This window comes from Ruegeria sp. HKCCA4633 (genome assembly GCF_013034605.1).
Taxonomy (GTDB): domain Bacteria; phylum Pseudomonadota; class Alphaproteobacteria; order Rhodobacterales; family Rhodobacteraceae; genus Ruegeria.
Genome location: NZ_WQGJ01000012.1, coordinates 1 through 25,613, shown reverse-complemented (window position 1 = coordinate 25,613; position 25,613 = coordinate 1). Strand labels below are relative to the sequence as shown.

At 56.2% G+C, this 25,613-nt stretch carries 27 protein-coding genes and 1 riboswitch; of the genes, 23 read left to right on the top strand and 4 right to left on the bottom strand.

From position 1 onward, the window contains the following. Positions 1–9 precede the first annotated feature (9 nt). A complete protein-coding gene (fabA, locus tag GOV85_RS19840; protein ID WP_093964585.1) occupies positions 10–519 on the bottom strand; it encodes a bifunctional 3-hydroxydecanoyl-ACP dehydratase/trans-2-decenoyl-ACP isomerase in 510 nt (169 codons plus the stop codon). Positions 520–706: 187 nt separating this feature from the next. Here fabA and irrA point away from each other — a divergent pair, with 187 nt between their 5' ends. Next, positions 707–1,123, top strand: a complete 417-nt coding sequence (gene irrA, locus GOV85_RS19835; RefSeq protein ID WP_171181570.1) for an iron response transcriptional regulator IrrA — start codon at positions 707–709, stop codon at positions 1,121–1,123. 4 nt (positions 1,124–1,127) lie between these two features. Here the strand turns inward: irrA and GOV85_RS19830 are convergent, their stop codons facing one another. Further along, a complete protein-coding gene (locus GOV85_RS19830; protein WP_171181467.1) occupies positions 1,128–2,024 on the bottom strand; it encodes a LysR family transcriptional regulator in 897 nt (298 codons plus the stop codon). Between the two features lie 84 nt (positions 2,025–2,108). Here GOV85_RS19830 and GOV85_RS19825 point away from each other — a divergent pair, with 84 nt between their 5' ends. Further along, positions 2,109–2,906 carry a phytanoyl-CoA dioxygenase family protein gene (locus GOV85_RS19825; protein WP_171181465.1) on the top strand — a complete coding sequence of 266 codons (798 nt, stop codon included), beginning with the start codon at positions 2,109–2,111 and terminating at the stop codon, positions 2,904–2,906. 6 nt (positions 2,907–2,912) lie between these two features. Here the strand turns inward: GOV85_RS19825 and GOV85_RS19820 are convergent, their stop codons facing one another. Further along, positions 2,913–3,776, bottom strand: a complete 864-nt coding sequence (locus GOV85_RS19820) for a glycosyltransferase family 2 protein (RefSeq protein WP_171181463.1) — start codon at positions 3,774–3,776, stop codon at positions 2,913–2,915. Between the two features lie 122 nt (positions 3,777–3,898). Here GOV85_RS19820 and miaB point away from each other — a divergent pair, with 122 nt between their 5' ends. From miaB to cmk, 11 genes are all read left to right on the top strand, one after another. After that, positions 3,899–5,218 (top strand): tRNA (N6-isopentenyl adenosine(37)-C2)-methylthiotransferase MiaB, encoded by a 1,320-nt coding sequence (gene miaB, locus GOV85_RS19815; protein WP_171181461.1) that lies wholly within the window; start codon positions 3,899–3,901, stop codon positions 5,216–5,218. Positions 5,219–5,391: 173 nt separating this feature from the next. Then, positions 5,392–6,156, top strand: coding sequence for an outer membrane beta-barrel protein (locus GOV85_RS19810; protein WP_348540065.1), 765 nt, complete (start codon positions 5,392–5,394; stop codon positions 6,154–6,156). A gap of 124 nt (positions 6,157–6,280) precedes the next feature. After that, a complete protein-coding gene (locus GOV85_RS19805; RefSeq protein ID WP_171181457.1) occupies positions 6,281–7,303 on the top strand; it encodes a PhoH family protein in 1,023 nt (340 codons plus the stop codon). A 36-nt stretch (positions 7,304–7,339) separates the two neighbouring features. After that, positions 7,340–7,834, top strand: coding sequence for an rRNA maturation RNase YbeY (gene ybeY, locus GOV85_RS19800; protein WP_171181455.1), 495 nt, complete (start codon positions 7,340–7,342; stop codon positions 7,832–7,834). 35 nt (positions 7,835–7,869) lie between these two features. Then, positions 7,870–8,757: a hemolysin family protein gene (locus GOV85_RS19795; protein WP_171181446.1), complete on the top strand. Its 888-nt coding sequence runs from the start codon at positions 7,870–7,872 to the stop codon at positions 8,755–8,757. Then, the gene (gene lnt / locus GOV85_RS19790) at positions 8,754–10,262 is read left to right on the top strand and encodes an apolipoprotein N-acyltransferase (protein ID WP_171181445.1); all 1,509 of its coding nucleotides are present in this window, start codon (positions 8,754–8,756) and stop codon (positions 10,260–10,262) included. Before GOV85_RS19795 ends, lnt begins: the two co-directional genes overlap by 4 nt. A 37-nt stretch (positions 10,263–10,299) precedes the next feature. Beyond that, positions 10,300–10,348, top strand: a riboswitch (SAM-SAH riboswitch). A 5-nt stretch (positions 10,349–10,353) separates the two neighbouring features. Beyond that, positions 10,354–11,535, top strand: coding sequence for a methionine adenosyltransferase (gene metK, locus GOV85_RS19785; protein ID WP_171181442.1), 1,182 nt, complete (start codon positions 10,354–10,356; stop codon positions 11,533–11,535). Positions 11,536–11,632: 97 nt separating this feature from the next. Next, the gene (gene trmB, locus GOV85_RS19780) at positions 11,633–12,346 is read left to right on the top strand and encodes a tRNA (guanosine(46)-N7)-methyltransferase TrmB (protein ID WP_171181440.1); all 714 of its coding nucleotides are present in this window, start codon (positions 11,633–11,635) and stop codon (positions 12,344–12,346) included. A gap of 85 nt (positions 12,347–12,431) precedes the next feature. Further along, positions 12,432–13,505 (top strand): amidohydrolase family protein, encoded by a 1,074-nt coding sequence (locus GOV85_RS19775; RefSeq protein ID WP_171181438.1) that lies wholly within the window; start codon positions 12,432–12,434, stop codon positions 13,503–13,505. An 85-nt stretch (positions 13,506–13,590) separates the two neighbouring features. Beyond that, positions 13,591–14,937, top strand: coding sequence for a 3-phosphoshikimate 1-carboxyvinyltransferase (gene aroA, locus GOV85_RS19770; RefSeq protein ID WP_171181435.1), 1,347 nt, complete (start codon positions 13,591–13,593; stop codon positions 14,935–14,937). After that, a complete protein-coding gene (gene cmk / locus GOV85_RS19765; protein ID WP_171181433.1) occupies positions 14,934–15,551 on the top strand; it encodes a (d)CMP kinase in 618 nt (205 codons plus the stop codon). Before aroA ends, cmk begins: the two co-directional genes overlap by 4 nt. 24 nt (positions 15,552–15,575) lie before the next feature. Here the strand turns inward: cmk and GOV85_RS19760 are convergent, their stop codons facing one another. Then, positions 15,576–16,052, bottom strand: coding sequence for a YHS domain-containing (seleno)protein (locus tag GOV85_RS19760; protein ID WP_171181432.1), 477 nt, complete (start codon positions 16,050–16,052; stop codon positions 15,576–15,578). A 218-nt stretch (positions 16,053–16,270) separates the two neighbouring features. On the opposite strand from GOV85_RS19760, the gene GOV85_RS19755 reads away from it, so the two are divergent. From GOV85_RS19755 to GOV85_RS19710, 10 genes are all read left to right on the top strand, one after another. Beyond that, positions 16,271–16,819 (top strand): hypothetical protein, encoded by a 549-nt coding sequence (locus tag GOV85_RS19755; protein ID WP_171181430.1) that lies wholly within the window; start codon positions 16,271–16,273, stop codon positions 16,817–16,819. Between the two features lie 310 nt (positions 16,820–17,129). Next, on the top strand, positions 17,130–18,815 hold the full coding sequence (locus GOV85_RS19750) for a tryptophan halogenase family protein (protein WP_171181428.1): 1,686 nt from the start codon (positions 17,130–17,132) through the stop codon (positions 18,813–18,815). Between the two features lie 146 nt (positions 18,816–18,961). After that, positions 18,962–19,264, top strand: coding sequence for a DUF6525 family protein (locus GOV85_RS19745; RefSeq protein WP_256368693.1), 303 nt, complete (start codon positions 18,962–18,964; stop codon positions 19,262–19,264). A gap of 263 nt (positions 19,265–19,527) precedes the next feature. Next, positions 19,528–21,204: a 30S ribosomal protein S1 gene (gene rpsA / locus GOV85_RS19740; RefSeq protein ID WP_068337749.1), complete on the top strand. Its 1,677-nt coding sequence runs from the start codon at positions 19,528–19,530 to the stop codon at positions 21,202–21,204. A gap of 270 nt (positions 21,205–21,474) precedes the next feature. After that, positions 21,475–21,759, top strand: a complete 285-nt coding sequence (gene ihfB, locus GOV85_RS19735) for an integration host factor subunit beta (RefSeq protein WP_050603110.1) — start codon at positions 21,475–21,477, stop codon at positions 21,757–21,759. 7 nt (positions 21,760–21,766) lie between these two features. After that, entirely contained in the window at positions 21,767–22,117 is a 351-nt protein-coding gene (locus tag GOV85_RS19730; protein ID WP_171181568.1) for a lipopolysaccharide assembly protein LapA domain-containing protein, read from the top strand. Between the two features lie 11 nt (positions 22,118–22,128). Next, entirely contained in the window at positions 22,129–22,770 is a 642-nt protein-coding gene (locus tag GOV85_RS19725) for a phosphoribosylanthranilate isomerase (RefSeq protein WP_171181423.1), read from the top strand. A gap of 47 nt (positions 22,771–22,817) precedes the next feature. Beyond that, on the top strand, positions 22,818–23,153 hold the full coding sequence (locus GOV85_RS19720; protein WP_171181422.1) for a hypothetical protein: 336 nt from the start codon (positions 22,818–22,820) through the stop codon (positions 23,151–23,153). Between the two features lie 69 nt (positions 23,154–23,222). Continuing rightward, complete coding sequence (gene trpB / locus GOV85_RS19715; protein ID WP_171181420.1) at positions 23,223–24,470, top strand: tryptophan synthase subunit beta; 1,248 nt, start codon at positions 23,223–23,225, stop codon at positions 24,468–24,470. A 521-nt stretch (positions 24,471–24,991) separates the two neighbouring features. Next, on the top strand, positions 24,992–25,613 hold a 622-nt coding region (locus GOV85_RS19710), incomplete at its 3' end, for an Ig-like domain-containing protein (RefSeq protein ID WP_171181417.1).

The window sequence follows — 25,613 nt, the reverse complement described above, 5'->3', positions numbered from 1 at the left end:
GAGCTGGGGTCAGCTTTCCGACAGTGCAACCTTCATGTCTTTAACCTGATAAATCACTTCGCCATCGGCTTCGACCCGGCCATCCGCCACACCCATGGTCAGACGGCGGGTCTGAACGGCTTTGGTGAAGTCGACGTAATATGTCAGCATTTTGCGGTCGGGGCGGACCATTCCGGTCAATTTAACTTCGCCTACGCCCAGCGCATACCCACGTCCTTGCCAGCCGCGCCACCCCAGATTGAAACCGGTGAGCTGCCACAGGCCGTCCAGACCCAGACAGCCCGGCATGATCGGGTTGCCGGGGAAGTGACAGTCAAAGAACCAAAGATCCGGCGTAATATCAAACTCGGCCACCACATGGCCTTTGCCATGCGCGCCACCATCGCCCGAGATGTCGGTGATCCGATCCATCATCAGCATCGGCGGGGCGGGTAATTGTGCGTTGCCGGGGCCGAATAATTCGCCGCGGGCGCATTTCAGCAGATCATCTTTGTCAAAACTGCTAGGGAACTGGGCCATTCTGCCGCCTTTCCTGCCGAGGGTCTGTCTTTATATCTGGCCTCGTCTATCACCCGTTTGCAAGGTCCTGCAAGAGTGGTGCGCCACATCATATTGTGCGTATACCCATCTTTGCGAATGAATTTCATTTGAAATTCCCAACTATGCGCCCCTATATATAAAAGCAGCAACTATGGGTATCGGACAGATGACACCTCAGAGCCAGGAAATAGCAACGGGTTGGCTGGTGAATGCCGGCTTGCGGCCGACGCGTCAGCGTGTGGCGCTTGCTGAGCTTTTGGTGGGCGATGGCCGTCATCGCCATGTGACTGCAGAAAGCCTGTTTGAATCCGCTAAAGCAAACGGTGATGCCGTTTCCCTTGCAACGGTCTACAACACCCTTCGTGCCTTTTGCGATGCAGGTGTTCTGCAGGAAATTACCGTGGATGGATCGAAAAGCTATTTCGACACCAATACCTACGATCACCCCCATTTTTTTTGGGAAGACGAGGCCCGTCTGAGTGATGCGCCCTCGGATCAGCTGGTGATTCATCGCTTGCCCGAGGCGCCCGAAGGGGTCGAGATCGCGTCAGTCGACGTAGTGATCCGACTGCGCAAGAAATAGGGCTTCAATCCTGCTTCAAACGATTTGTTAGAACGTGTTCGGCCTGATCAATAACCGGGTCGGCGGGTCCTGTGCCGTGGCGCGCCAATACAACAGACTCTGCGGCATCCGGGTCGGTGATTGGAATACCGATTAGATGCCGGTTGTCATAGCTGACAGGACTAGGCGGGCTGGCATAGCTGATTCCGATTCCTTCTCCATGAGCAGCAAGGCTGCGCTGAATTTCAAGTGACGCTGCACGGTGCGCGACTGTTGGGCGCAGACCTTTGCGACGAAACAGGCCGAGGATATGTTGCGCCGAAAGCCCTTCGGTTGACAGGATCAAGGGGTGGGTCGCGACGTCTGCCAGGGTAACACCATTCGTTGATGCCAACGGATAGTCCGGGGACATCAAAGCTTTTGGTCTGCTGTCAAATAGTTTTGCACGGGCGAACCCGGCATCCATGGTCAGATCATATGTGACCGAAATGTCGATCTGTCCGGCGATCATGCCATTCAACAACCCTTGGAAGGACGCGGCGACATAGCTGATCGCGAGATTTGGAAAAGCAACGCGCAATTGATGCAGGGCTGGGGCCAGCAGAAACGGGGCGAGATCCGTGAAACACCCCAACCGCAATTGAGTCATCCCCGGTGTGGGGGTTTCAGACGTTTCGATTCGGGCTGCGTCATTCAACAATGCCTCGGCCTGTTCGATAAACCTGCGCCCCTGTGGGGTCAGAGCCATGGCTGCACCCCGGCGGCGGGAGAACAGCGGATGGCCAATATGTTCTTCAACACGTGTCAGCGCAGTAGACAGGGCGGGTTGCGACACATTCAGGTGCTGCGCCGCCGCCGAGAGGCTGCCATGGCGCCCGATAGCGCAGACGTATTCGTATTGGCGAAGTGAAATATATAACATGAAGTTATTTATAACTTCGAAAGATATGATTTGAACAGAATGCATGTTCGGATCAAAACCGGGACATAGCCAAAGGAGACCCGGATGCCTCACCCACTTGTTTCTCAAGCGATGATCGATACCTATCAGCAAGATGGCGTTGTCCTGATCAAGGGATTGTTCGCTGATTATGTCGATCAACTGCGCGACGGCGTGGCGGCAAATATGGCTGAGCCCGGCCCTTATGCGTCTGAAAACAAGAAGTCCGGCGAAACAGGGCGTTTCTTTGATGATTATTGCAATTGGACCCGGATTCCCCAGTTCCGTGAGGTCATCGAAAAGTCGCCCGCCGCCGAGGTCGCAGCTGATCTGATGCAATCGCAAAGCGTTCAGATGTTCCACGATCACGTGCTGGTCAAAGAGCCAGGCACATCGATGGCCACCCCCTGGCATCAGGACGGGCCGTATTACTTCGTCGAAGGTCAGCAAACCATCAGCTTCTGGTCTCCACTGGACACGGTGCGGCAGGCAACGCTGCGCTGTGTCGCCGGATCGCATCAATGGGAGAAAGAAGTTCTACCGACCCGTTGGGTGTCAGAGGAGGGGTTCTTCCCGGATGAAGGCCAGTACATTCCCGTCCCGGACCCAGATGCCGAAGGCATGAGGGTTGTTGAATTCGAAATGGAGCCTGGTGATGCCGTGGCGTTCAACTATCGCACGTTGCACGGCGCGCGAGGCAACCAGTCGGACAGCCGTCGCCGTGCATTCTCGCTGCGCCTAGTCGGGGATGACGCGCGTTACGTTGAACGCCCGGGCCGGACCTCGCCCCCGTTCCCCGGTCACGACATGACGCCGGGTCAGCGCCTGCGCGAGGATTGGTTCCCTATGCTGTTGCAACGCTGAAGAGCCTCAGAACCACTGACCTGATTCGATCAAACCCAAATCCAGGAGCTGGCGGGACTGCCATTTAAACGGCACCGAGTTTCGCCAGCGAAAACTGGGAATATCGAATGTGGAGCCTGCATTTTTCTTCAAGGCTTTTGCCGCTCGAAAAGAGCATATGGCCGCAGTCATGTTGTGATGCCAGGGGCAGGAATAGGTGTTGTATTCCGGTTCATTGAACGTGTGGTCAGGCTGTAGCACCAAACCTTTTTTCGATTTGAACAGGGCAATCCGATCGATACGGCGGCGCTCGTATGGAATGTACTCTTCAAAGCGCCAGCGCAAACCGCCCGAGATATCCACCTGGCGATCCAACGGTTGGCCGCTTGGGTCGTGGCGGGTATGGGCATAATAGCCCGTGCTGTCGAACAGTGCCTGATCGGGAGCGACTCCGTTGGGAAAAGCGCTCAGATCATCAGCATAAAGGTCGATGACATAGCTGAGCATGGCATGGCGCCGTTCTTCGCTGTGAAAGACCAGCATTTCGCCGACGCTACGTGTTTCGCAGAAGGGAAAGAATAAGTATTCGGCGTTGTAACAGTAATACATCCAAAGGCCGGGCGCGGCCTGTATAATCCTGTTTATGGTGTCAAACACCACGGTACGGGGCGTGCATTTCAGCGTGATCCGATGCACGTGATCGGCCAGTTCCGGGTCGAGAGCGAGGTTCTGAGGCATAAACACAAGCACTGACTTGAACCCCAACCTCAGGTGATGCCGCACGGTGCTGTCCAGCTCGACTTCGTCTTCGGCAAAAATCAATGCGATGGGCCCTATGGCCAATGCAGTCTGACCCGATTTCAGAAAATGGTCCGGGGATTCGTACTTCATCGCGTGTTTTCGGTTTTGCCTTGCTGGAAAGTCCCGCCAAATTCGGGTAATTGCGCCCGCATTGCAAGCGGCGTTCGAAGCATATAGATGACGCCGGTCCCGCGAATGCAAAGGCCCGATCCATGTCTGAACCGAAGAAGCTGTTTATCAAGACCTATGGCTGTCAGATGAATGTCTATGACAGCGAACGCATGTCCGAGGCTTTGGGCGGGCAGGGCTATGTTGAAACCAAAACGCCCGATGATGCGGACATGATCCTGCTGAATACCTGCCACATTCGCGAAAAGGCCGCGGAAAAGGTGTATTCCGAACTGGGTCGGTTCAAGGGTCTGAAGGCCGAGAAGCCGGATCTGAAAATCGGCGTTGCGGGTTGTGTCGCGCAGGCCGAGGGTGAAGAGATCTTGCGCCGCCAGCCTCTGGTCGATCTGGTCGTTGGCCCGCAAAGCTATCATCGCTTGCCAGAGATGGAGGCCAAGACACGCGCCGGCGAAAAGGCGCTGGATACGGATTTTCCCGAAGAGGACAAGTTCGAGAAGCTAAAGAACCGCCCCAAGGCCAAGCGAGGCCCGACGGCGTTTCTGACTGTTCAGGAAGGCTGTGACAAGTTCTGCGCCTTCTGCGTCGTGCCCTATACACGTGGTGCTGAGGTCAGCCGCCCGGCTGATCGCATTATTCGCGAAGCGCATGATCTGGTCGAGCGCGGCGTGCGCGAGATCACTCTGCTGGGGCAGAATGTGAATGCCTATCACGGCGCGGGCCCGAACGGGGACATGACTTTGGCCGGTCTGATCTGGGAGTTGAACAAGGTCGACGGGTTAGAGAGGATTCGCTTTACTACCTCACACCCCAACGACATGGCCGATGATCTGATCGAGGCACATGGCACCTGCGACAAGCTGATGCCTTACCTGCACTTGCCGGTGCAGTCGGGCTCGGACCGCATTCTCAAGCGGATGAATCGCAGCCATACAGCCGAAAGCTATCTGCGTCTGATCGAAAGAATTCGCGCGGCGCGCCCGGATATTGTGATGTCCGGCGACTTTATCGTCGGTTTCCCCGAAGAGACGGAAGAGGACTTCCAGGCGACTATGGATTTGGTCGAAGCGGTCAAATACGGCTACGCATATTCGTTCAAATACTCGACCCGCCCCGGAACGCCAGCGGCCGAACGGTCGCAAGTGGACCCCGCGGCGGCGGATGAACGGTTGCAAAGGCTTCAAGCACTGATCACTCGGCATCAGCGGGAAATTCAGGATGCCATGGTGGGCCGTACTGTGCGTGTTCTGTTCGAAAAGCCGGGCCGCCTGCCCGGACAGATGGTCGGAAAATCCGAGTATCTTCATTCGGTTCACGTAAAAGGTCCCGAGATCGCGATTGGAGATTTGAAAGAAGTTCGGATCACCAAGTCGGGTGCAAATTCACTGGCAGGTGAGTTGCTGTAGATCGTCAAATATCCACCAACCAGCCACCATAATTGGTGTTTGTTTCCAAAATTTACCCTTGATTTATCGCTGTGAACTATGTTCGGAGAAGGGCCAAGTTTTTCCGGGCGTGAAGTTTTGCGTGCAAAAAACGGTTTTAGGCCAATCTTGCGGCCGGAGTTATGGAGGCACGAGTGACGACCCTTACGAACTTCAGGATTTCAAAACTTGGCAGAACATTGCCTGCGGCATCGGTTGCCACTCTTCTTGCCAGTGCGACAATAGCAGGTGATCTGAAGGAAACTGTGACGGAACCCGAAGTGATCAGCCCGTCCAGATTCGGCAGCGACGTCAGCGCATTCTATCTGGGTTTGGCCGGTGGGTATGGCGCGGGTGGCGATGATCGTTTCGGCCTCAGGACACCCGCCGGATTGTTCGATATCGGCGAACAGGATTTGTCCGGCTCTTACGGAGAGATTCGTGGAGGCTGGCGCGGCATCCTGCCCGCCAGAGGTGGCCGTGATTACGTATATGGCTTTGAAATCGGGTATCAGCTCGGATCCTTCGATGACAGTGTCGGTGCCCGGATTGGAGGTTTCGATGTTCAGGGTGGGACCGAGGTGTCAGATGTGCTGGCGATCCGGTTTAGAAATGGTCTGACCAACCGCAGCGGACGAATCCTGTACTTTGTCAGCATCGGCTATTTGTGGGGTGACGTTGACACGACCAACAGCATCACATCAGGCAGTTCGACGCAGAATTTCGCGGTTACTGATCGGCGGAACGGATACTCGGCCAGCATCGGGGCCGAACATAAACTGAGCGACAGCTGGTCGATTACCGGTGAATACGAATACGTCCAATTCGACTCGAAAACCATTGCGTTCAGCTCGGGGTTTTCCACTAAGTCGACACCTAAATATGGCGGCCTGAGATTTGGGCTGAACTACACCTTTTGATGTAGACCCGAACGGCATATTTCGGCTGTTTTGTCATCCAAGCACTAATTTTTGAAACTGTGGCTTGCGCCCACCGAGTTTTGTTGTCTACGCTCAGGGTGAACAGCCAAGACAGGAGAACGGATTGGCCATCGGTGCCCTGACCCCACCGCAAGATGAAATGCCCCAGCGCGAGGCGTTTGTAGAATTTCCCGACAACCGATTGTTGATTGACCTGTGTGGTGAATATGACCGCAATCTGACGGATATTGAAAGCAAGCTTTCCGTCCAGATTGTACGTCGTGGCAATCAGCTTGTTGTCATGGGGGATGAAGATGCTCAGAAACACGCCGTGGAGGTTCTGCAGTCGCTCTATACTCGCCTGGAAGGTGGGCGCGAGGTAGAGGCTGCGGATGTAGATCGCGAGCTCCGCATGGGGGCCTCGGAACAAGGCACTGGCTCCCGCGACGGCGATCAGCTTGAAATGTTCAAGGGCGGATCGGTCGAGATCAAGACCCGCAAGAAACTGGTTGAACCGCGCACGGATGCCCAAAAGGCCTATGTTCAGTCGCTCTTCCAGAACGAGTTGGCCTTTGGCATTGGTCCTGCGGGAACGGGGAAAACGTATCTGGCGGTGGCTGTGGGTGTTTCGATGTTCATCGGCGGCCACGTGGATCGAATCATCCTGAGCCGCCCAGCCGTCGAAGCGGGTGAAAAGCTGGGCTACTTGCCCGGTGACATGAAGGACAAGGTCGATCCGTATATGCAGCCGCTCTATGATGCGCTGAACGACTTCTTGCCGGGCAAGCAACTGGCCAAGCTGATTGAGGAAAAACGAATCGAAATCGCTCCGCTGGCATTCATGCGCGGTCGAACGCTGGCGAACGCCTTTGTGGTTCTGGACGAGGCGCAGAATGCGACGACCATGCAGATGAAGATGTTCCTGACCCGTTTGGGTGAGGGTAGTCGTATGGTGATTACCGGCGACAGGTCGCAAGTTGATCTGCCGCGCGGGGTGCAGTCAGGCTTGGCGGATGCTGAAAGGTTGTTGAAAACGATACCAAATATCAGCTTCAACTACTTCACCTCAAAAGACGTCGTTCGTCACCCGCTTGTCGCCGCCATCATCGAAGCGTATGAGGCCGATGCGGGCCGCGATACCAGTTGAGTGCAAGGCCCTTTGCAAGGGCTGATGTGCGGTAAGATGAAGCTGGAACTCACTGTCGAAGACAATCGGTGGCAAGGTCTTGAGGCTTTGTCGCATAAGGCGATTTCTGCTGTTTTGACGTTTGTCGAGCTGGACTCTGAGGTCTGTGAAGTTAGCGTTCTGGGCTGCGACGATGCGCGGATCGCAGACCTGAATACAGAGTTTCGCGGCAAGCCAAGTGCCACCAATGTTCTGAGTTGGCCAGCCGAGGATCTGGCCCCGGAAGAGCCGGGTCAGGAGCCGGTTTCACCGGAGCCGGACTTTACAGGTGAAATCCCCTTAGGTGATATCGCGATTTCTTTCGACACCTGCGCGCGTGAGGCGGCGGAGGCTGGGAAGGCGATGGACGATCACGTGATCCATTTGCTTGTTCACGGAACGTTGCATTTACTGGGGTATGATCACATTCGTGATCCTGATGCCACCCTGATGGAAGGGATTGAGGTCGAGATACTTGGCAAATTAGGTATCGATGACCCATATAAGGTATGAAGGGGTCAGATGACCCGATCAGTTGGAACAGGATAATGGGCGAGACAGACGGCAGTTCTAGGGCGGCGCACAGCGCGCAACCACAGGACAGCAGCAATGCGACCGAAGAGAAAAGCGGTTTCTTTTCAAGGATCATAGATGCGTTTTCGGGTGATGAGTCCCAACCGCAACCGGTGTTGAACGGGCAGGATGCAACGGTACCCCAATCCCGAGGGATGATTAACCTGCGTCGGATGCGCGTGGAAGATGTCGCCATTCCTACGGCAGAAATCATTTCCGTCCCTTCGACGATCTCCAAGGACGAGCTGGCGGATGTCTTTCGCGAAAGCGGGCTTTCCAGAATCCCGGTCTATGAAGGTACCCTGGATACGCCGCTGGGGTTCGTCCACCTCAAAGACTTTGCCTTGACTCATGGGTTCAATGGCGGAGGTAGCAACTTTGATCTCGTTTCGATGCTGCGCACGCTGCTTTTCGTGCCGCCTTCAATGCCGATCGGCGTCCTGCTGACCAAAATGCAGACGGAGCGACGCCATATGGCGTTGGTGATCGATGAGTACGGTGGCGTTGATGGCCTGTTGACCATCGAGGACCTGATCGAGCAGGTCGTAGGTGAAATCGCAGACGAACATGATGCAGATGAAGATCAGCTTTGGGTGCAAGAGAAGCCCGGTTGTTATGTCGTTCAGGCCCGTGTCCCTCTTGAGGATTTCGAGGCCGAGATTGGCCGCTCGTTGACCAGCCATGAAGACGTGGATGAAGAAGAAATCGATACTCTGGGCGGCTTGGTGTTCATGCTGTCGGGCCGTGTGCCCGCACGGGGAGAGGTTGTGATCCACCCTGAAGGACCGGAATTTGAAGTCATCGACGCCGATCCGCGACGTATAAAAAGGCTTCGCGTCATGCTGCCGGATATCGCTGCATGACCCCCACGCGGGGCTGGCCTTTCCCGCTGAGGTTACTGGCCGTCGCCATGCTGGGCGGAGTGGCGGGGTTTGGTTTGGCGCCTTATGGCTATTGGGCACTTACTATCCTGTCTCTGATCCTGATCGTACCGATTTTTCTGGCTAGTGAAACCCGCGCGCGGGCTGGCTGGATAGGTTGGGTCTTTGCGACGGGCTATTTCGCGCATGCGCTTAGTTGGATCATCGAGCCGTTTCAGGTGGACGCGGAACGCCACGCCTGGATGGCACCGTTTGCGCTGTTGTTTATGGCAGGGGGCCTCGCCCTGTTCTGGGCCGTTTCTTTTTGGATGTCTCGCCGCCCGGGCGCGTCACCTTTTCACCAAAGCTTGCTCTTGATCGTTACCCTGTCCTTGGCTGAACTGGCCCGAGGCTACGTGCTAACCGGTTTCCCTTGGGCAGGGGTTTCGCAGGTCTGGATCGATACACCAGTAGCGCAATTGTTGTCTTTGTTCGGGCCGTTTGGGTTAAACGCCCTGACGTTCGCCGCGACCTTCCCAATCGGTTCGGCAATGATGCACCCCAGACCTTTTCGAGGGCTGGTGCAGTCACTGGTATTTACAGCCGGATTGGCCGTCGTCGCGTTAAGCTATGCCGCGATACGGCCAACGGTTCACGACGGACCGCACGTCGTTCGGGTGGTGCAACCAAATGCGCCTCAGCATCAAAAATGGGATCCGGCATACGCCCCTTTGTTCTTTTCAAGGCAGATTGAGTACACCGCCGCCCGACCAGAGCCTGATCTGATCGTTTGGCCTGAAACTGCTGTGCCCGCTTGGCTTGGCAGTGCACAACCGTTTTTAGCCGCGATTGCAGATGCCGCGCAGGGAACCCCGGTTGTACTGGGCATACAGCGCGGAGACGGGCCGAGGATTTTCAACTCGATGATCCAACTTGATGCCAACGGGCAGCAGGCAGGGCTTTATGACAAACACCATCTGGCCCCTTTCGGAGAATATGTTCCTTTCGGCGACCTGTTGGGGCGTTTTGGCATTCACGGAATGGCAGCAACGACAGGCCATGGATTCAGCGCGGGCCCTGGCCCCGAATTGATGGATATGGGAGAGCTGGGGAATGCTCTGCCGCTGATCTGCTACGAAGCCGTTTTTCCACAAGATGTAAACGGTGCATCGGGGCGGGCGGATTTCCTTTTGCAGATCACCAATGATGCCTGGTTCGGAACCCGATCTGGCCCGTATCAGCATATGGTTCAAGCTCGGATGAGGGCGATCGAACAGGGCCTGCCGATGATCCGTTCAGCGAATACTGGTATATCGGCCATGATCGACCCTCTGGGCCGTGTCACGGCCTCTTTGTCTTTGGGCGAGGCCGGATATCTCGATGCCGTCCTTCCATTGCCGCAACAGTCGACTATTTATTCGCGGACAGGAGACAGTGCCGTTCTTGTGATCCTTTTGTTTCTTGGCGCCATCATCCTATTCAGTGCTCGCTTGCGCGAGAACTATTAGAGATTGACCGCACCTGCACGTGGGCGTATGCGTCTTTGACCTGTCACAACGGCTTCCTGGCGTGGCAGAGAAACCCTAATGGAGCACATTTATGTCCCGACAGAACTATACTTTTACTTCGGAGTCCGTTTCCGAAGGGCACCCTGACAAGGTCTGTGACCGCATTTCGGATGCCGTCCTTGACGCATTTCTGAATGAAGAACCCGAAGCACGTGTGGCCTGCGAGACCTTTGCCACGACCAACCGTGTCGTTATTGGCGGCGAAGTCGGCCTGTCGGATAAAGACAAGCTGCACGACTACATGGGTCGTATTGAAGAGATTGCCCGCGATTGTATCAAAGACATTGGCTATGAGCAGGACAAGTTTCACCACGAAACCGTCGAGGTAACAAACCTGCTGCACGAACAATCCGCTCACATTGCACAAGGTGTTGATGCTGCGGATAACAAAGACGAAGGTGCAGGCGACCAGGGCATCATGTTTGGTTACGCCACAACCGAAACCCCCGCGCTTATGCCCGCACCGATCCAGTACTCGCACGCTATCCTGCGTCGTCTGGCCGAAGTGCGCAAAAGCGGTGCCGAACCTGCGCTGGGCCCCGATGCCAAGTCACAATTGTCCGTCATCTATAATGATGGCAAGCCGGTCGGCGTAAGCTCGGTCGTTTTGTCGACGCAGCATCTGGATGAAGCGCTGACATCCGATGACATCCGCGAAATCGTTGAACCCTATATTCGCGAAACTCTGCCCGAAGGCTGGTTGTCTGCTGATACTGAATGGCATGTGAATCCGACGGGCAAGTTCGTGATTGGTGGCCCGGATGGCGACGCAGGTTTGACCGGTCGCAAGATCATTGTTGACACATATGGTGGCGCGGCCCCGCATGGCGGCGGCGCGTTCTCGGGCAAAGACCCGACCAAGGTGGACCGTTCCGCTGCTTATGCCGCACGTTACCTGGCTAAGAACGTTGTCGCTGCTGGCATGGCAGAGCGTTGCACGATCCAGCTGAGCTATGCGATTGGCGTTTCCAAGCCGCTATCGATTTATGCTGACACGTATGGAACAGGTCACGTTTCAGATGAAGTTATCGAAAAGGCCGTTGGGCAGGTCATGGATCTGACACCGCGCGGCATTCGTGAGCATCTGCAAATGAACAAGCCGATCTATCAACGCACTGCAGCTTACGGCCATTTTGGGCGTGAACCTGATGCAGATGGCGGCTTTAGCTGGGAACGCACTGATCTGGTTGACGCGCTGAAAGCCGCAGTCTGATCCAAACAGAAAGAAAGCGCGCCTGTCGGGCGCGCTTTTTTGTTGCGGGCACGTCGCGCACTTGCAACGCCAAGGCCCGCGCAGTATGGCCACCGCCATGAGCACCGAGACCCCACAACGCCCGCGCAGAAATTTCTATGGCCGCTTCAAGGGTAAGACCCTGAAGCCCAGCCAAAAGACTTATCTGAATGAAGACTTGGCCGCGCTGTCGCCAGGTGCCGTGGATTGGGAAACCAACCCCGAACGCAACCCATTGGACTTGGATGGGCTGTTCGGAGGCAAGCCTGTTTGGCTTGAAATTGGCTTTGGCGGCGGTGAACATCTGGTGCATCAGGCGCAAAGCAACCCGGATATCGGCATCATCGGGGCAGAACCTTATATCAACGGTGTTGCGATGCTGCTGGGTAAAATCCGGCAAGCGGGGGTCGAGAACCTGGCTGTACATCCCGGCGATGCGCGCGATCTGTTCGATGTGTTGCCCGAAGCCAGCATCTCGCGCGCCTTCCTGCTCTATCCGGACCCTTGGCCAAAGACCCGCCATCATCGCCGCCGTTTTGTGACGCCTGAACATCTGGAGCCATTGGCAAAGGTGTTGAAGCCGGGTGCGATCTTTCGCGTTGCCACCGACATTCCCGACTATGTGCGCCAAACGCTGGAAGAAGTTCCACGCGCGGAATTCGAATGGCTGGCGGAACGCCCAGCGGATTGGCGTCAGCCCTGGAATGACTGGATTTCAACCCGATACGAACAAAAAGCCCTGCGGGAAGGGCGGGTGCCACATTACCTGACCTTCCGTCGGATTGAACCCTGATCAGTTTCAAATTTCTGTAATCCTGAACACTATGTTAGTCTGTGTGCGGAGCACGCATTTCAGCATTGTTTTTTCCAGGATTGCCATGTCTGACATACGGATCACGAACTGCCACACGCACCTGTTTCACACGCGCCATGTGCCCGAGGATTACCCTTATCCGGCGCTCAGGCCATTCAAGAAGATGCCTTGGCTGATCAAAGCCCTGGCATTTGGTGCCCGTGTGGTTGGTCAGCATACAGCCGCCGAGAAACTGGACAGGCTCTATCGCTTTCAGCAGGAAACGGACGCGGGCAGCCAGCGAGATATTCTGGACAACCTGAGGCGACACTATCCGAGCGATACCCGCTTTGTCGTCCTGCCAATGGAGATGTCAGCCTTTGGCTTTGGGACGCCAGAGGTTTCCTTGAGCGCGCAACATGACGAGTTGGCGAAGCTGTCTGGCGACCCCGAGGTCGGCCGATCAGTGATACCCTTTGCAACGATTGACCCGCGGGCGGACCCACAGGCCACAGAACTCTGGCGGGCCATCGATGGTTTGAAGTTTCGCGGCCTAAAACTCTATCCGCGTCTTGGATTCGCACCGGACGATCCGGTTCTAATGCAGCATGTTTACCCACGGTTAGAAGAGTTGAACCTGCCGGTCATGTCGCATTGCTCACGCGGCGGCGTTCAGGGGCGCTATCTTTCGAACTATTGGGCCGACCGCTATACCGAGCCAGAGGCGTTTATTCCCGTAATGCGTGCTCATCCCAAGCTACGGATTTGCCTGGCGCATTTTGGCGGGCAGCGGGACTGGGACGCCTATGTCAATCCAGATCGCAAGAACCCGCTGGACGACGCCTTCAACAGGAACTGGCAAGTGGCGATCCGGCAGATGATCGGCAGCGGAAATTACCCGGGCCTCTGGACGGATATCTCTTACACATTGTTCCAGTTCGAGGATTACGCCCCCTTCTTGCGCATTTTTCTAACCGGCGAGGATGAAGAAGGTGAGCGCCTCAGGTCGCGTGTCCTGTTTGGATCAGATTACTACATGACCCGGCAAGAAGCGCTGTCAGAAAAGGCGGTCTGTTTCCGGCTGCGCAACATCTTGGGCGAGGAGATTTTCCGGCAGATCGCCGAAGAAAACCCAGCGAAATGGCTGGGTGAAGCCTGAGAGACCGCTTTGCGCTCATTGCCGCTGGACCAAGCCGCTCCAATTCGCTAATCCGCCTTGAACTGATAGCGCAAAAGGAGCCCCCATGTCCGGACACGGCACGCCCATCCCGATGACTTCGCATCCCTGCGGCCCGCTGACCGGCACGGCCGAGGTGCCGGGTGACAAGTCGATCTCGCACCGGTCGCTGATCCTTGGCGCGATGGCTGTGGGTGAGACCAGGATCTCGGGCCTGCTGGAGGGCGAAGACGTTTTGGACACGGCCAAGGCGATGCGGGCCTTTGGGGCTGAGGTTACGGATCACGGTGGCGGGGAATGGACCGTGCATGGCGTGGGCGTTGGCGGATTTGCCGAACCGGATCAGGTGATCGATTGCGGCAACTCAGGCACCGGCGTGCGACTGATCATGGGCGCTATGGCAACCTCTCCGATCACGGCGACCTTTACGGGCGATGCCAGCCTGAACAAACGCCCAATGGCGCGGGTGACTGACCCTCTGGCCCTGTTTGGTGCGCAATCGGTTGGTCGGTCCGGGGGGCGTCTGCCAATGACCATCGTGGGCGCGGCAGACCCCGTGCCGGTTCGCTACGAAGTGCCCGTACCCTCGGCCCAGGTCAAATCTGCTGTGTTGCTGGCGGGATTGAATGCCCCCGGCAAAACCGTTGTGATCGAGAAAGAAGCGACCCGCGACCATTCTGAGCGTATGCTGGCTGGCTTCGGCGCTGAGATCACGGTTGAAGATACCGATGAAGGTCGTGTCATTACCCTGACAGGACGTCCTGAATTGAAGCCGCAGGTTATCGCCGTGCCGCGTGATCCGTCCAGCGCGGCCTTCCCAGTGTGCGCTGCGCTGATCACACCCGGCTCGGATGTGCTGGTGCCCGGCATTGGCCTGAACCCGACCCGCGCTGGTTTGTTCACCACATTGCGTGAGATGGGTGCAGACCTGACTTACGAGAATGAGCGCGAGGAGGGTGGCGAGCCTGTTGCCGATCTGCGTGCAAAATATTCGCCGAACATGAAGGGGATCACCGTGCCGCCGGAACGCGCGGCTTCGATGATCGATGAATACCCGGTTCTTTCCGTGGTTGCGGCCAACGCAACCGGCACCACGATGATGGGCGGTGTAAAAGAGCTGCGCGTCAAGGAAAGCGACCGCATCGACGCCATGGCGCGTGGCCTGCGCGCAAACGGTGTGACGGTCAATGAGGGTGACGATTGGTGGTCGGTCGAAGGGCTGGGTATCGGCAACGTTCCCGGGGCCGGCACCTGCGAAAGCTTTCTGGATCACCGCATTGCCATGTCTTTCATGGTGATGGGCATGGGCGCGCAGAAGCCAGTTAGCGTGGACGATGGCGGCCCGATTGCAACGTCTTTCCCGATTTTTGAACCGTTGATGGCATCGCTGGGTGCTAAGGTCGAACGCTCGTGAGCTTCACAGTCGCGATTGACGGGCCTGCGGCAGCGGGCAAGGGCACAATCTCAAAGGCCGTTGCAGCGCATTTTGGGTTTGCCCATCTGGACACAGGGCTGCTCTATCGTGCGGTGGGTCGACGCGTTTTGAAGGGTGTCGATCCTGTCGACGCGGCAAAGGCTTTGACCGCCGAAGAATTGTCGCAAGGCGATCTTCGCACTGCCGAAATCGCACAAGCCGCGTCCAAAGTGGCAGTCATTCCCGAGGTCCGCGCCGCGTTGGTGGATTTTCAACGCGCCTTTGCCCGTAGGGCTGGGGGGGCTGTTTTGGATGGGCGTGATATCGGGACGGTGATTTGTCCTAATGCCGAGGTGAAGTTGTTTGTGACGGCCAGCGCCGAAGTGCGTGCCGAACGCCGGTATCTTGAGCTCAGCGCCAAGGGTGCTGACGTGACGCGCGGACGGGTTCTGGCAGATGTCAAAGAACGCGACGCGCGCGATGCTGAGCGCAGCACTGCTCCGATGAAACCTGCGGAAGATGCGGTTCACTTGGACACAACCGAACTGAGCATCGACGCGGCATTGGCAAAAGCGCTTGAGGTCATCAACGCTAAACTGCCTGCGGCGCGTTAACACCGCAGGCAAAGGGGACAGAGCTTACAGCTCGCCCACGGCAACGCTTTTGATGTTTGCCCACTGATCGTCAGCAGTTTTTGCCGTATTGACAACGTCTTTCAGAAAGGCTGCGCGGGTTTCAGCATTCAGGAAAAGGTACAGTTTGCCGTCTGCCACCAGGTACTGATCCGGATCGCCGTCAAATTTCTTACCAACTGATACGCCGAACGAGCAGAAGCCGCCATGCTGCGGCAAGAAAGCCGCCGGGTTCGCCTCAAACGCTTCCCGGTTAGCTGCGGTCGTGAAGTAGTAAGAAGCACCGTCATAAGTTGCTGAGTGGGTTGCGAAGCCTTCCACGGGATTGCCGTCATTGACCAGTGCAACCAGATCAACGCCGTGCGCGGCCAGCGGCGCACCTGCGGCCGAGATGCCGTTGGAGACGTTGATCTCGTCAGCGGCAAAGGCCGGTGTGGATAGGGCGACAGCAGCCGCAAGAACGGGCAGGATGAGCGATTTCATAGTGGTTTTCCTTTTGATTTCAGTTTCGGACCGACCGGTGTGTCGACCGATGAAAAACAGTTAAGGTTAAGCTTCTGAACGTGTAATCTCAGAAAGAACGCGTTATTTTGCAGATCGTACAATTGACAGAATTATTGGGCTTCGCAGATCACTAAGCTTTGTTTGGCCAGTTTGAGCTTCACTACTTATTGTCAAAGCATGTCTGCAGGAGTGACCTCATGTTTCGCATAGCCATCTTTCTGATTTTCGCCGCCGGAAGCCTTGCTGCGCAGGAGGTCGCGCCCGAAGCCTCGCCTGATGGCCTAAATGCCGAGCCTCCAATGACATACGAGCGGCTGGGTAATATCCTTTTTGCACTGGACCCCGAAGCACAGCCCCATGGGCCTGGATTTCAGATGACAGTGGCCGGTGTTCAGGTTTTGGTCATCACTGACATCAATGCAGATCGGATGCGAGCCATGGTTGCGGTCGGCAATGCCGCAGATCTGTCCGAAGAAGACTTGATCCGGGTGATGCAGGCCAATTTCGACAGCACTCTGGACGCGCGTTATGCGATTGCAAATGGCATATTGTGGGCTGCGTTTATCCACCCTTTGTCGTTGCTGGAAAAGGATCAGCTAATCTCGGGGTTGGCGCAGACGGTGAATATCGCGAAGACGTATGGCACGCTTTATTCCGGCGGGGCTGCGGAATTTGGTGGGGGTGACAGTACGGATCTGCAACGTGCCCTGATCGAAGAGCTTTTGAAGAAGGGTGAAGAAATCTAACCGGCGCCTGAACCCAGCGCATGTCCTTATCTTAATCCGCTTCATTCGTACCGCTCTGCTGCGTTATTTGCGCGGCCAGGAAAGATTCCACATGCCACAGATCGCGTCGTGCCCGCCAAGAAAAGTCGCTTACCCGCAGATACGGTTCAAGCCGGTCGCATATGCGTGCGCAATATGCCGCGATAAGCCCTAGATGGACGCTGGAAAGCTGTTATAGTTTCCCTCAAGCAAAAAAGGGAAAGCTGCCAAATAACCCCAAAAAAGGGGGAAGCAGCTGCAAAATCCCCCGAGCCAACAGGGACAAAACCACATGAATAATCGTCTGAACCAAATCACCATCGTGGGCGGCGGCACGGCGGGATGGATGACCGCGCTGATCCTGGACATGGTGTTTTCCCGAACGTCGTCGCAAAAAGATCGCCCACGGATCTGCCTGATTGAAAGCCCCAATATATCGACCGTCGGGGTGGGCGAGGCCACGGTGCCCCGCATGCCGGTTACGCTGCGCCAGGCAGGCATTACAGAGCGGGATTTTTTCCGCGAAACCAACGCATCCTTCAAACTGGGCGTGAAGTTCTGTAATTGGAATAAGGACCGCAAGGGTAATCGTATCGACTATGTGAATCCCTTTGCACACGGCCAGATGTTGGAAGGTTTGGATGCTGCCGAGTATTTCCTGCGGTTCGGCAATGGGGATCGGGACTTTACCCAGTCAATCTCGCCGCATGACGATCTGGGTCGGCTGTGCAAGGGCGCACGACAGTTGGGCCAGCCTGAGTTTGAGCAGCGGTTTGGTTACGCTTACCATCTGGATGCAGTGAAATTTGCCGGGATGCTGACCAAGGTCTGCACAGATCGAGGTGTTGAACATATCCGGGATGAGGTGCAATCAGTTGAACTGGATGAACAGGGCAATGTCAGCCATCTGACGCTCGAGCGTAGGGGTCGCCATGACATCGAGATGGTTATTGACTGCACCGGTTTCCGCGGATTGATCATCAACAAGGCGCTGGGCGAGCCGTTTTTGGATTACTCGGATTACCTGCCCAATGATCGCGCCATGGCGTTGCAGATCGAGCATCCGAATCCGAAAAAGATCGAGAGCCTGACACGATCCACCGCACTTGGCGCGGGCTGGACATGGCGGGTGCCGCTCTACAACCGTGTGGGCACGGGGTATGTGTTCTCATCGGCGCATCGAACCGATGATCAGGCGGCGGATGAGTACCTCGAATGGCTTGGGGACAGCGGCAAGGGTTTGACGCCGCGTGTCATTCCGATGCGCGTTGGACGTGTGCGCAATGCCTGGGTCAAGAACTGTGTCGCTATTGGTCTGTCTGGCGGCTTCATCGAACCGCTGGAAAGTACCGCGATCCACATGATTGATCATGCGGTGCGCTGGTTCGCCGAGCATTTGCCAACGCGCGCCATCGAGCCATCGCTGCGGGCAAGATACAATCGGCAGATGGACAAGATGTACAACGAGGTGCTGGAGTTTATCTGCCTGCACTACCGTTTGGGCAATCGCACGGACGATCCCTATTGGATCGATGCGCGGACACAGATGAAGGTGCCGGACCGGTTGGCCGAGAATTTGGAGCTATGGCAGCACCGCCTGCCAATGGATCACGATGTGGAATTCGCCACGCTTTTTGACCACCGCGTGTATCAGACGGTTCTGTTGGGCAAGCAGGTCTATGATACGGGGTATGGGCCAGGCATCCGGGATCGAGTGCGACCATTGAAGAAGGTGATCTGGTATCAGGGTATGCAGCGCGCGAAGGAAGATCTTGCTCAGATCATCAGATCAATGCCTGACCACAAAACGCTGCTGCGCGATATCCGCGGCGAGCTGGAGCGCCCTGCCTTTGGCAAGGCGAAGGTAGCGCAACCGACTGTTGCGATGCCCGGCACCACGCCAGCGCCTGTTAGGATTCAGAACATGCCGAACTTTGCAGAAATCCAAAGCGGTGCAAAAGATCTGCAGTTGTTCTAGAGGCCCTGTGAGCTCGGGGCAGAACCCACTTTTGCAAAAATGAAGGTTGGGGTGAACGCCCCTGCCTCAGGCTCGTCTTGGGTGGGCGAAAAAGCAGCCTAGTAGGCACTTGCGCAGCCTATTATCGTTATGTAATTACATAATGGATGCGAAGGATATGTGCATTGCAAAGACAGTCAGATCACGGCTGCAAATTCCGCCGAAATCTGCGGAGCGGCCTCAAACGTCGGCAAAGAGAAACTGCACCGATGCAGGTTTATGACTCGCTGCCGCCGGGCTTGCGGCAATGGTTGGCTGCTGCCAGTTTGCCGTGGAGCCCGGTGTCCGCTCAGAAAATATGGAACCGGGCCGGAGGTGCACGCGATCCGTCTGCCGCGTTGATGCGCTTGGATGAGATAGAACAGGCGATGTTGCAGCGCGATGCCGGGGTTTGGAGCGCCAAACGCTAAACAGCCCTCTGCAAAGACCTGCCGAACCTTGAAAACATGGGCTTTACCCTTGCACATGTCGAGGAATCCGCCTATACGCGCGCTGTCGATACAAGGGCGGTCAACGTCCGGATGACGTTTCTGAGCAGGGCCGGGTTACCTCGGCCCTTTGTGTTTGTTTGCTCAGGGGCGCACCGGGTCACGCCAGACGGCATCATGAAACAAGACCGGCGGAGACAACCGCTCGGCCAGCAAAAACGTAGTGTAAAGGAAAACAACGCCACATGGCTAACGCATCCATGGAGGAATTCGAAGCCCTCCTTAACGAAAGCTTCGAAATGGACACACCCGAAGAGGGTTCTGTTGTCAAAGGCAAGGTTCTGGCGATCGAAGCCGGCCAGGCCATCATCGACGTAGGCTACAAAATGGAAGGCCGCGTTGATCTGAAAGAATTCGCAAATCCCGGCGAAGCCCCTGAAATCGCTGTTGGTGACGAGGTCGAAGTCTACCTGCGCGCCGCAGAAAACGCCCGTGGCGAAGCCGTCATCTCGCGCGAGATGGCCCGCCGTGAAGAGGCATGGGACCGTCTGGAAAAAGCATATGCCGACGACCAGCGCGTCGAAGGTGCGATCTTTGGCCGCGTCAAAGGTGGCTTCACTGTCGATCTGGGTGGCGCAGTTGCGTTCCTGCCCGGTTCGCAGGTTGACGTTCGCCCTGTGCGCGATGCTGGCCCGCTGATGGGTCTGAAGCAGCCGTTCCAGATTCTGAAAATGGACCGCCGCCGTGGCAACATCGTTGTTTCGCGCCGCGCAATCCTGGAAGAATCGCGTGCCGAACAGCGCGCCGAAGTCATCGGCAACCTGTCCGAAGGTCAGACCGTCGAGGGTGTTGTCAAGAACATCACCGAATACGGTGCATTCGTTGACCTGGGCGGCGTTGACGGCCTGCTGCACGTCACCGACATGGCATGGCGTCGTGTGAACCACCCGTCCGAGATCCTGACGATCGGCGAAACCATCAAGGTTCAGGTTATCAAGATCAACAAAGAAACCCACCGCATCAGCCTGGGCATGAAGCAGTTGCAGGAAGATCCGTGGGATCTGGTTGCTGCGAAATACCCGCTGGGCTCTGTTCATCAGGGTCGCGTCACCAACATCACCGACTACGGAGCGTTCGTCGAGCTGGAAGCCGGTGTCGAAGGTCTGGTGCACGTCTCCGAGATGTCCTGGACCAAGAAAAACGTCCACCCCGGCAAGATCGTTTCGACCAGCCAGGAAGTCGACGTCATGGTTCTGGAAATCGACGGCGCCAAGCGTCGCGTGTCTCTGGGCCTGAAGCAGACTCAGCGCAACCCATGGGAAGTGTTTGCAGAAACTCACCCCGAGGGCACCGAGGTCGAAGGCGAAGTCAAGAACATCACCGAATTCGGTCTGTTCATTGGCCTCGAAGGCGACATCGACGGCATGGTTCACCTGTCGGATCTGTCCTGGGACGAGCGTGGCGAGGATGCGATCCAGAACTACCGCAAAGGCGACGTCGTTCAGGCGGTTGTCTCGGAAGTGGATGTCGAGAAAGAGCGTATTTCGCTGTCGATCAAAGCCCTGGGCGGTGACAAGTTCGCCGAAGCCGTGGGCGGCGTGAAACGTGGCTCGGTTATCACTGTCGAAGTGACCGCAATCGAAGATGGCGGCATCGAGGTCGAGTACGAAGGCATGAAGTCGTTCATCCGTCGTTCCGACCTGTCGCGTGACCGTGCCGAACAGCGCCCCGAGCGTTTCTCGGTCGGTGACAAGGTCGACGTCCGCGTCACCAACGTTGACAGCAAGACCCGCCGTCTGGGCCTGTCGATCAAGGCACGCGAGATCGCCGAAGAGAAAGAGGCCGTGGAACAGTACGGTTCTTCCGATTCGGGCGCGTCGCTGGGCGATATCCTGGGTGCAGCGCTGAAGTCGGGCGACTAATTCCGGGACACATCCCAAACAAGCTTTTCGGCCTCGCGCTTCAGCGCGGGGCCGTTTTTGTTGCGAATCAATGTGTTCCAATCGGCCGTGTTAATTTCGGTAATGTTTGCGCTTTAAGTGCGGAAAAACCCCTGTCCGGCAAAAATTCGCGTGAGAATATGGCAAAATAAAGCCTCAGCGCGCAGAGTATGCGTTCCCCCAAACCGGATTTTTTCCTATACTGTCAAATCAGTAGACCTGACACACCGGCTGCCTGGGAGGGTATCACGCATGATCCGTTCAGAATTGATTCAGAAAATCGCTGACGAAAACCCACATCTCTATCAGCGTGATGTCGAGCGGATTGTGAATACCGTGTTCGAAGAAGTCACCGACGCCATGGCCCGCGGCGATCGTGTTGAACTGCGTGGTTTCGGCGCGTTTTCGGTCAAAAAGCGCGATGCGCGTGTGGGGCGTAACCCACGCACAGGAGAGACGGTGCAGGTCGAGGAAAAATGTGTACCGTTTTTCAAAACTGGTAAGTTGCTTAGGGACCGATTGAACGGTAAAGCCTGACCGTATGATGCGCTACATTCGATATGCTTTTCTTGGGACGCTTGGGATCATCCTGATTTCGGTGTCTCTGGCCAATGTTGAGTCGGTTGAACTCAAGCTGATGCCGGATCCGCTGGCTGAGTTGTTGAGATTCAATCTGACCGCTTCGCTTCCGTTGTTCCTGGTGGTTCTGGGTGGTGTTGTGGCCGGTCTGATCATTGGCTTCATTTGGGAATGGATGCGTGAACACAAGCATCGCCGTGACGCGACCGCGAAGAAAAGCGAAGTGCGCAAGCTTGAGCGAGAGGTCAATAAGCTCAAGAAAAAGCAAAACGAGGGCAAGGATGACGTTCTGGCCCTTCTGGATGAGGCAAGCTGAGCCCAAGCCCCATGTCCGATGTTAGGTTCAAAATCTGCGGCTTGACCGCATCTGATCACGTGCGTGCAGCCGTTGAGGCCGGGGCAGGCTATGTCGGTTTTGTTTTCTTTCCGAAATCACCTCGCCATCTGGACGTTTCGCAGGCTGCGGAACTGGCCCAAATGGTTCCGCCCGGCGTCGCCAAGGTGGCATTGGTGGTAAACGCCACTGACGAAGAGCTGGACAGCATCGTGTCTGCGGTTCCGCTGGATATGCTGCAGTTACACGGTAAAGAGAGTCCTGAACGGGTTTCTGAGGTCCGGGACCGGTTCGGTTTGCCTGTGATGAAGGCGATAGGTGTTGCCGAGGCCAAGGATCTGGACGCAATAGATCTGTATTCCGAAGTGGCCGATCAATTGTTGATCGACGCAAAGCCGCCTCGGGGCGCGGAACTGCCCGGAGGCAATGGGCTGGCGTTTGACTGGCGCTTGCTGGCCGGTCGGAAATACTGGCGGCGTCCTTGGATGCTAGCCGGTGGTCTGACGCCGCAGAACGTTGCTGAAGCTGCAAGGATGACCGGCGCCCGGCAGGTCGATGTCTCTTCGGGCGTGGAAAGCGCGCCGGGTGTAAAGGACGCAACCCTGATCGGCGAATTTGCAGCCGCTTTGCAGTGATCTGATCCTTTAGTTGCCGCGTATCCCGGTTTGGGGAGGAAGACAGTATGTTGGCGGCAATAGGTGGTGTTTCCCTGAGGCACTGGTACAACGCGCCCGAATTTTTCTGGCGCGCGGGTCAGGCGTACAGGCAAGCAAAAGGCGACCCCTTGTGTCTGCACGCAGATGTGTTCCGGCAGGATGGGCTCTATTTTTCACTCAGCGTGTGGCACGATATCGAGGCGATGCTGACGTTTGCACAATCGGGTCCTCATCGTCGTGTCATGCTGGCAGCCGATCGGCTGGCGGATGTGAACCGGTTCTACCACTTTCCGTGCATCGGTGTGCCCTCTGCGGAACTGGCAATTCAGGTCTGGCGACAAAACATACGGGTTGCGGAATGATGCGTTTTGCCCATGGCAAATCTTGTCGCCACAACCTATGAACAACGGGTACGACGAGTGGAGACACCCATGGCCAACGATCTTTTCAATTCCTTCATGTCCGGCCCTGACGAGCAAGGCCGCTTTGGCATCTTCGGCGGGCGATTTGTCAGCGAAACGCTGATGCCGCTGATCCTGTCGCTGGAAGAGGAATATAACAAGGCCAAGGATGATCCCACCTTCTGGGCCGAGATGGATGATCTTTGGGCGAATTACGTGGGTCGCCCTTCGCCGCTGTATTTTGCGGAACGCCTGACCGAGCATCTTGGTGGTGCAAAGATCTACCTGAAGCGTGACGAGCTGAACCATACCGGCGCGCACAAGATCAACAACGTGTTGGGCCAGATCATTCTGGCGCGGCGCATGGGCAAAACCCGGATCATAGCTGAAACTGGGGCAGGGCAGCACGGCGTGGCAACTGCAACCGTTTGCGCCAAGTTTGGTCTGAAATGCATCGTGTACATGGGTGCGCATGACGTTCAGCGTCAGGCCCCGAACGTGTTCCGCATGCGCTTGTTGGGTGCCGAAGTGATCCCGGTCACATCTGGTCGGGGCACTTTGAAAGATGCGATGAACGACGCGCTGCGCGATTGGGTGACCAATGTGCGTGACACGTTCTACTGCATCGGCACCGTGGCCGGTCCGCATCCCTATCCGGCGATGGTTCGCGATTTCCAGTCGGTCATCGGTAAAGAAGCGAAAGAGCAGATGATGAAGGCCGAAGGCCGTCTGCCCGATACGATCATCGCTGCCATCGGTGGTGGGTCGAATGCGATGGGCCTGTTCTACCCCTTCCTCGACGACAAGGACGTCAACATCATCGGCGTCGAGGCCGGTGGTAAAGGCGTGAACGAGAAGATGGAGCATTGCGCTTCGCTGACCGGAGGCCGTCCGGGCGTGCTGCACGGTAACCGCACCTATCTGCTGCAGGATGATGATGGTCAGATACTTGAGGGCTATTCGATTTCAGCTGGTCTGGATTATCCGGGAATCGGGCCCGAGCATTCCTGGTTGAATGACATTGGCCGCGCCAATTATGTCTCGATCACCGACAAAGAGGCGCTTGAGGCGTTCCAACTGTGTTGTGCGACTGAAGGCATCATCCCCGCGCTGGAGCCCAGCCACGCGCTGGCCCATGTGATGAAGATTGCGCCCGATCTGCCCAAGGATCACCTGATCTGCATGAACATGTGCGGGCGGGGCGACAAGGACGTTCAGACCGTGGCAAAATATCTGAACTTCGACATGTCAGACACCGAAGGCCGCACTGCTGACTAAAGTAAAGCCGCAGATGTTGCCACGGTTTTTCATTTCCGGGCAGCTGCACTGTGGAACTCTTCTTTTGATTGAGTCGTCTAAAGCCAGGAAGCGCGTGGTTCTCAGCTAGTAGTTGGCATGAACACGCGTGTTTCCTGATCGGACAAAGACTGACGCAATCCCTTCAACTGTTGCAATTTTGCTAGTTTTTGGCGGGTTCGATTGTACTTTTGTAGCCGCTTCTGTGTACGTTGCTACGCGGTGGTTTTAAGCCCAAATCACTCAATTATGGCCATTTGTATTGCGTGGCGCTTGTGTACTGCAAAACAAGCAAAACACATTCGCTGCACTAAGTGTTCAGTCGAGCGACTTCAAATTCTATACAACTTATAAGAATTGTTTTAACGTTTTGATAATCGGCTTATGGGGCCGGTTTTTTGGGGATGTCTCTACTTGTTGGAACAAGAGGTGACACGCTTGGGTTGCTGTTTTGACTCAAGCCACTCTTTGTTTGGCGCCCAAGGAATGCTGTAGGAGGTAAAATGGTAAGGTCTTCTATGTTGAGGTTTTTGAGCCTCGTGCTTCTGGTTTCGATGCTTATCCTCACAAACGCCAAGGAAAGCCATGCACTTGGCGGACCTTCATTTCCTGCTCAGATCATTACGACCCCAAATGGTGGGCAGATTTTCCTAAGCAATCTCCAAGGTAGTGAAACCGCCTTCATATCCTTGGGTGGCTCGGCAGAAGTTCCCGGAGGATCTTTCTATTTCAATTTCGGTACCATCCCGGCAAGCGCGATTACACCAGGTGGTTTGGCGACTTTGGGGTACCTCAACGCAACCAACATCAACCAAAACGGCGCGGACTCGACTTACGCAATTGATGGGTATCTTGGCGTGGTTTTCACAGCTCAGGAAACCGTTGGTGGACCGCTGTACCGCTATGAGATCGCGCTGTCGGGTGTCACGACCACTCAGGTTATCAACACACGGACGCTTGTGGACACAACCCAACCGACGGCCACAATCGGTGCACTGACAGCCACCGGAAACGGTACGTTTCAAGCGTCGATCACTCTTAGCGAGCCCAGCACCGATTTCTCGGTGGGTGATCTGGCTTTGACCAACGCTACAGCGACATTGTCCGGGTCGGGCAGCAACTATA

Coding starts and splice junctions, on each gene's coding strand:
- GOV85_RS19820 (WP_171181463.1), bottom strand. CDS start 3,776: ATGAAGTACGAATCCCCGGACCATTTTCTGAAATCGGGTCAGACTGCA.
- GOV85_RS19795 (WP_171181446.1), top strand. CDS start 7,870: ATGGGCGAGACAGACGGCAGTTCTAGGGCGGCGCACAGCGCGCAACCA.
- GOV85_RS19725 (WP_171181423.1), top strand. CDS start 22,129: ATGTCCGATGTTAGGTTCAAAATCTGCGGCTTGACCGCATCTGATCAC.
- aroA (WP_171181435.1), top strand. CDS start 13,591: ATGTCCGGACACGGCACGCCCATCCCGATGACTTCGCATCCCTGCGGC.
- GOV85_RS19775 (WP_171181438.1), top strand. CDS start 12,432: ATGTCTGACATACGGATCACGAACTGCCACACGCACCTGTTTCACACG.
- GOV85_RS19750 (WP_171181428.1), top strand. CDS start 17,130: ATGAATAATCGTCTGAACCAAATCACCATCGTGGGCGGCGGCACGGCG.
- trpB (WP_171181420.1), top strand. CDS start 23,223: ATGGCCAACGATCTTTTCAATTCCTTCATGTCCGGCCCTGACGAGCAA.
- GOV85_RS19755 (WP_171181430.1), top strand. CDS start 16,271: ATGTTTCGCATAGCCATCTTTCTGATTTTCGCCGCCGGAAGCCTTGCT.
- ybeY (WP_171181455.1), top strand. CDS start 7,340: ATGAAGCTGGAACTCACTGTCGAAGACAATCGGTGGCAAGGTCTTGAG.
- miaB (WP_171181461.1), top strand. CDS start 3,899: ATGTCTGAACCGAAGAAGCTGTTTATCAAGACCTATGGCTGTCAGATG.
- rpsA (WP_068337749.1), top strand. CDS start 19,528: ATGGCTAACGCATCCATGGAGGAATTCGAAGCCCTCCTTAACGAAAGC.
- GOV85_RS19760 (WP_171181432.1), bottom strand. CDS start 16,052: ATGAAATCGCTCATCCTGCCCGTTCTTGCGGCTGCTGTCGCCCTATCC.
- GOV85_RS19825 (WP_171181465.1), top strand. CDS start 2,109: ATGCCTCACCCACTTGTTTCTCAAGCGATGATCGATACCTATCAGCAA.
- GOV85_RS19720 (WP_171181422.1), top strand. CDS start 22,818: ATGTTGGCGGCAATAGGTGGTGTTTCCCTGAGGCACTGGTACAACGCG.
- GOV85_RS19730 (WP_171181568.1), top strand. CDS start 21,767: ATGCGCTACATTCGATATGCTTTTCTTGGGACGCTTGGGATCATCCTG.
- ihfB (WP_050603110.1), top strand. CDS start 21,475: ATGATCCGTTCAGAATTGATTCAGAAAATCGCTGACGAAAACCCACAT.
- GOV85_RS19745 (WP_256368693.1), top strand. CDS start 18,962: ATGCGAAGGATATGTGCATTGCAAAGACAGTCAGATCACGGCTGCAAA.
- metK (WP_171181442.1), top strand. CDS start 10,354: ATGTCCCGACAGAACTATACTTTTACTTCGGAGTCCGTTTCCGAAGGG.
- GOV85_RS19830 (WP_171181467.1), bottom strand. CDS start 2,024: ATGTTATATATTTCACTTCGCCAATACGAATACGTCTGCGCTATCGGG.
- fabA (WP_093964585.1), bottom strand. CDS start 519: ATGGCCCAGTTCCCTAGCAGTTTTGACAAAGATGATCTGCTGAAATGC.
- lnt (WP_171181445.1), top strand. CDS start 8,754: ATGACCCCCACGCGGGGCTGGCCTTTCCCGCTGAGGTTACTGGCCGTC.
- irrA (WP_171181570.1), top strand. CDS start 707: ATGACACCTCAGAGCCAGGAAATAGCAACGGGTTGGCTGGTGAATGCC.
- trmB (WP_171181440.1), top strand. CDS start 11,633: ATGAGCACCGAGACCCCACAACGCCCGCGCAGAAATTTCTATGGCCGC.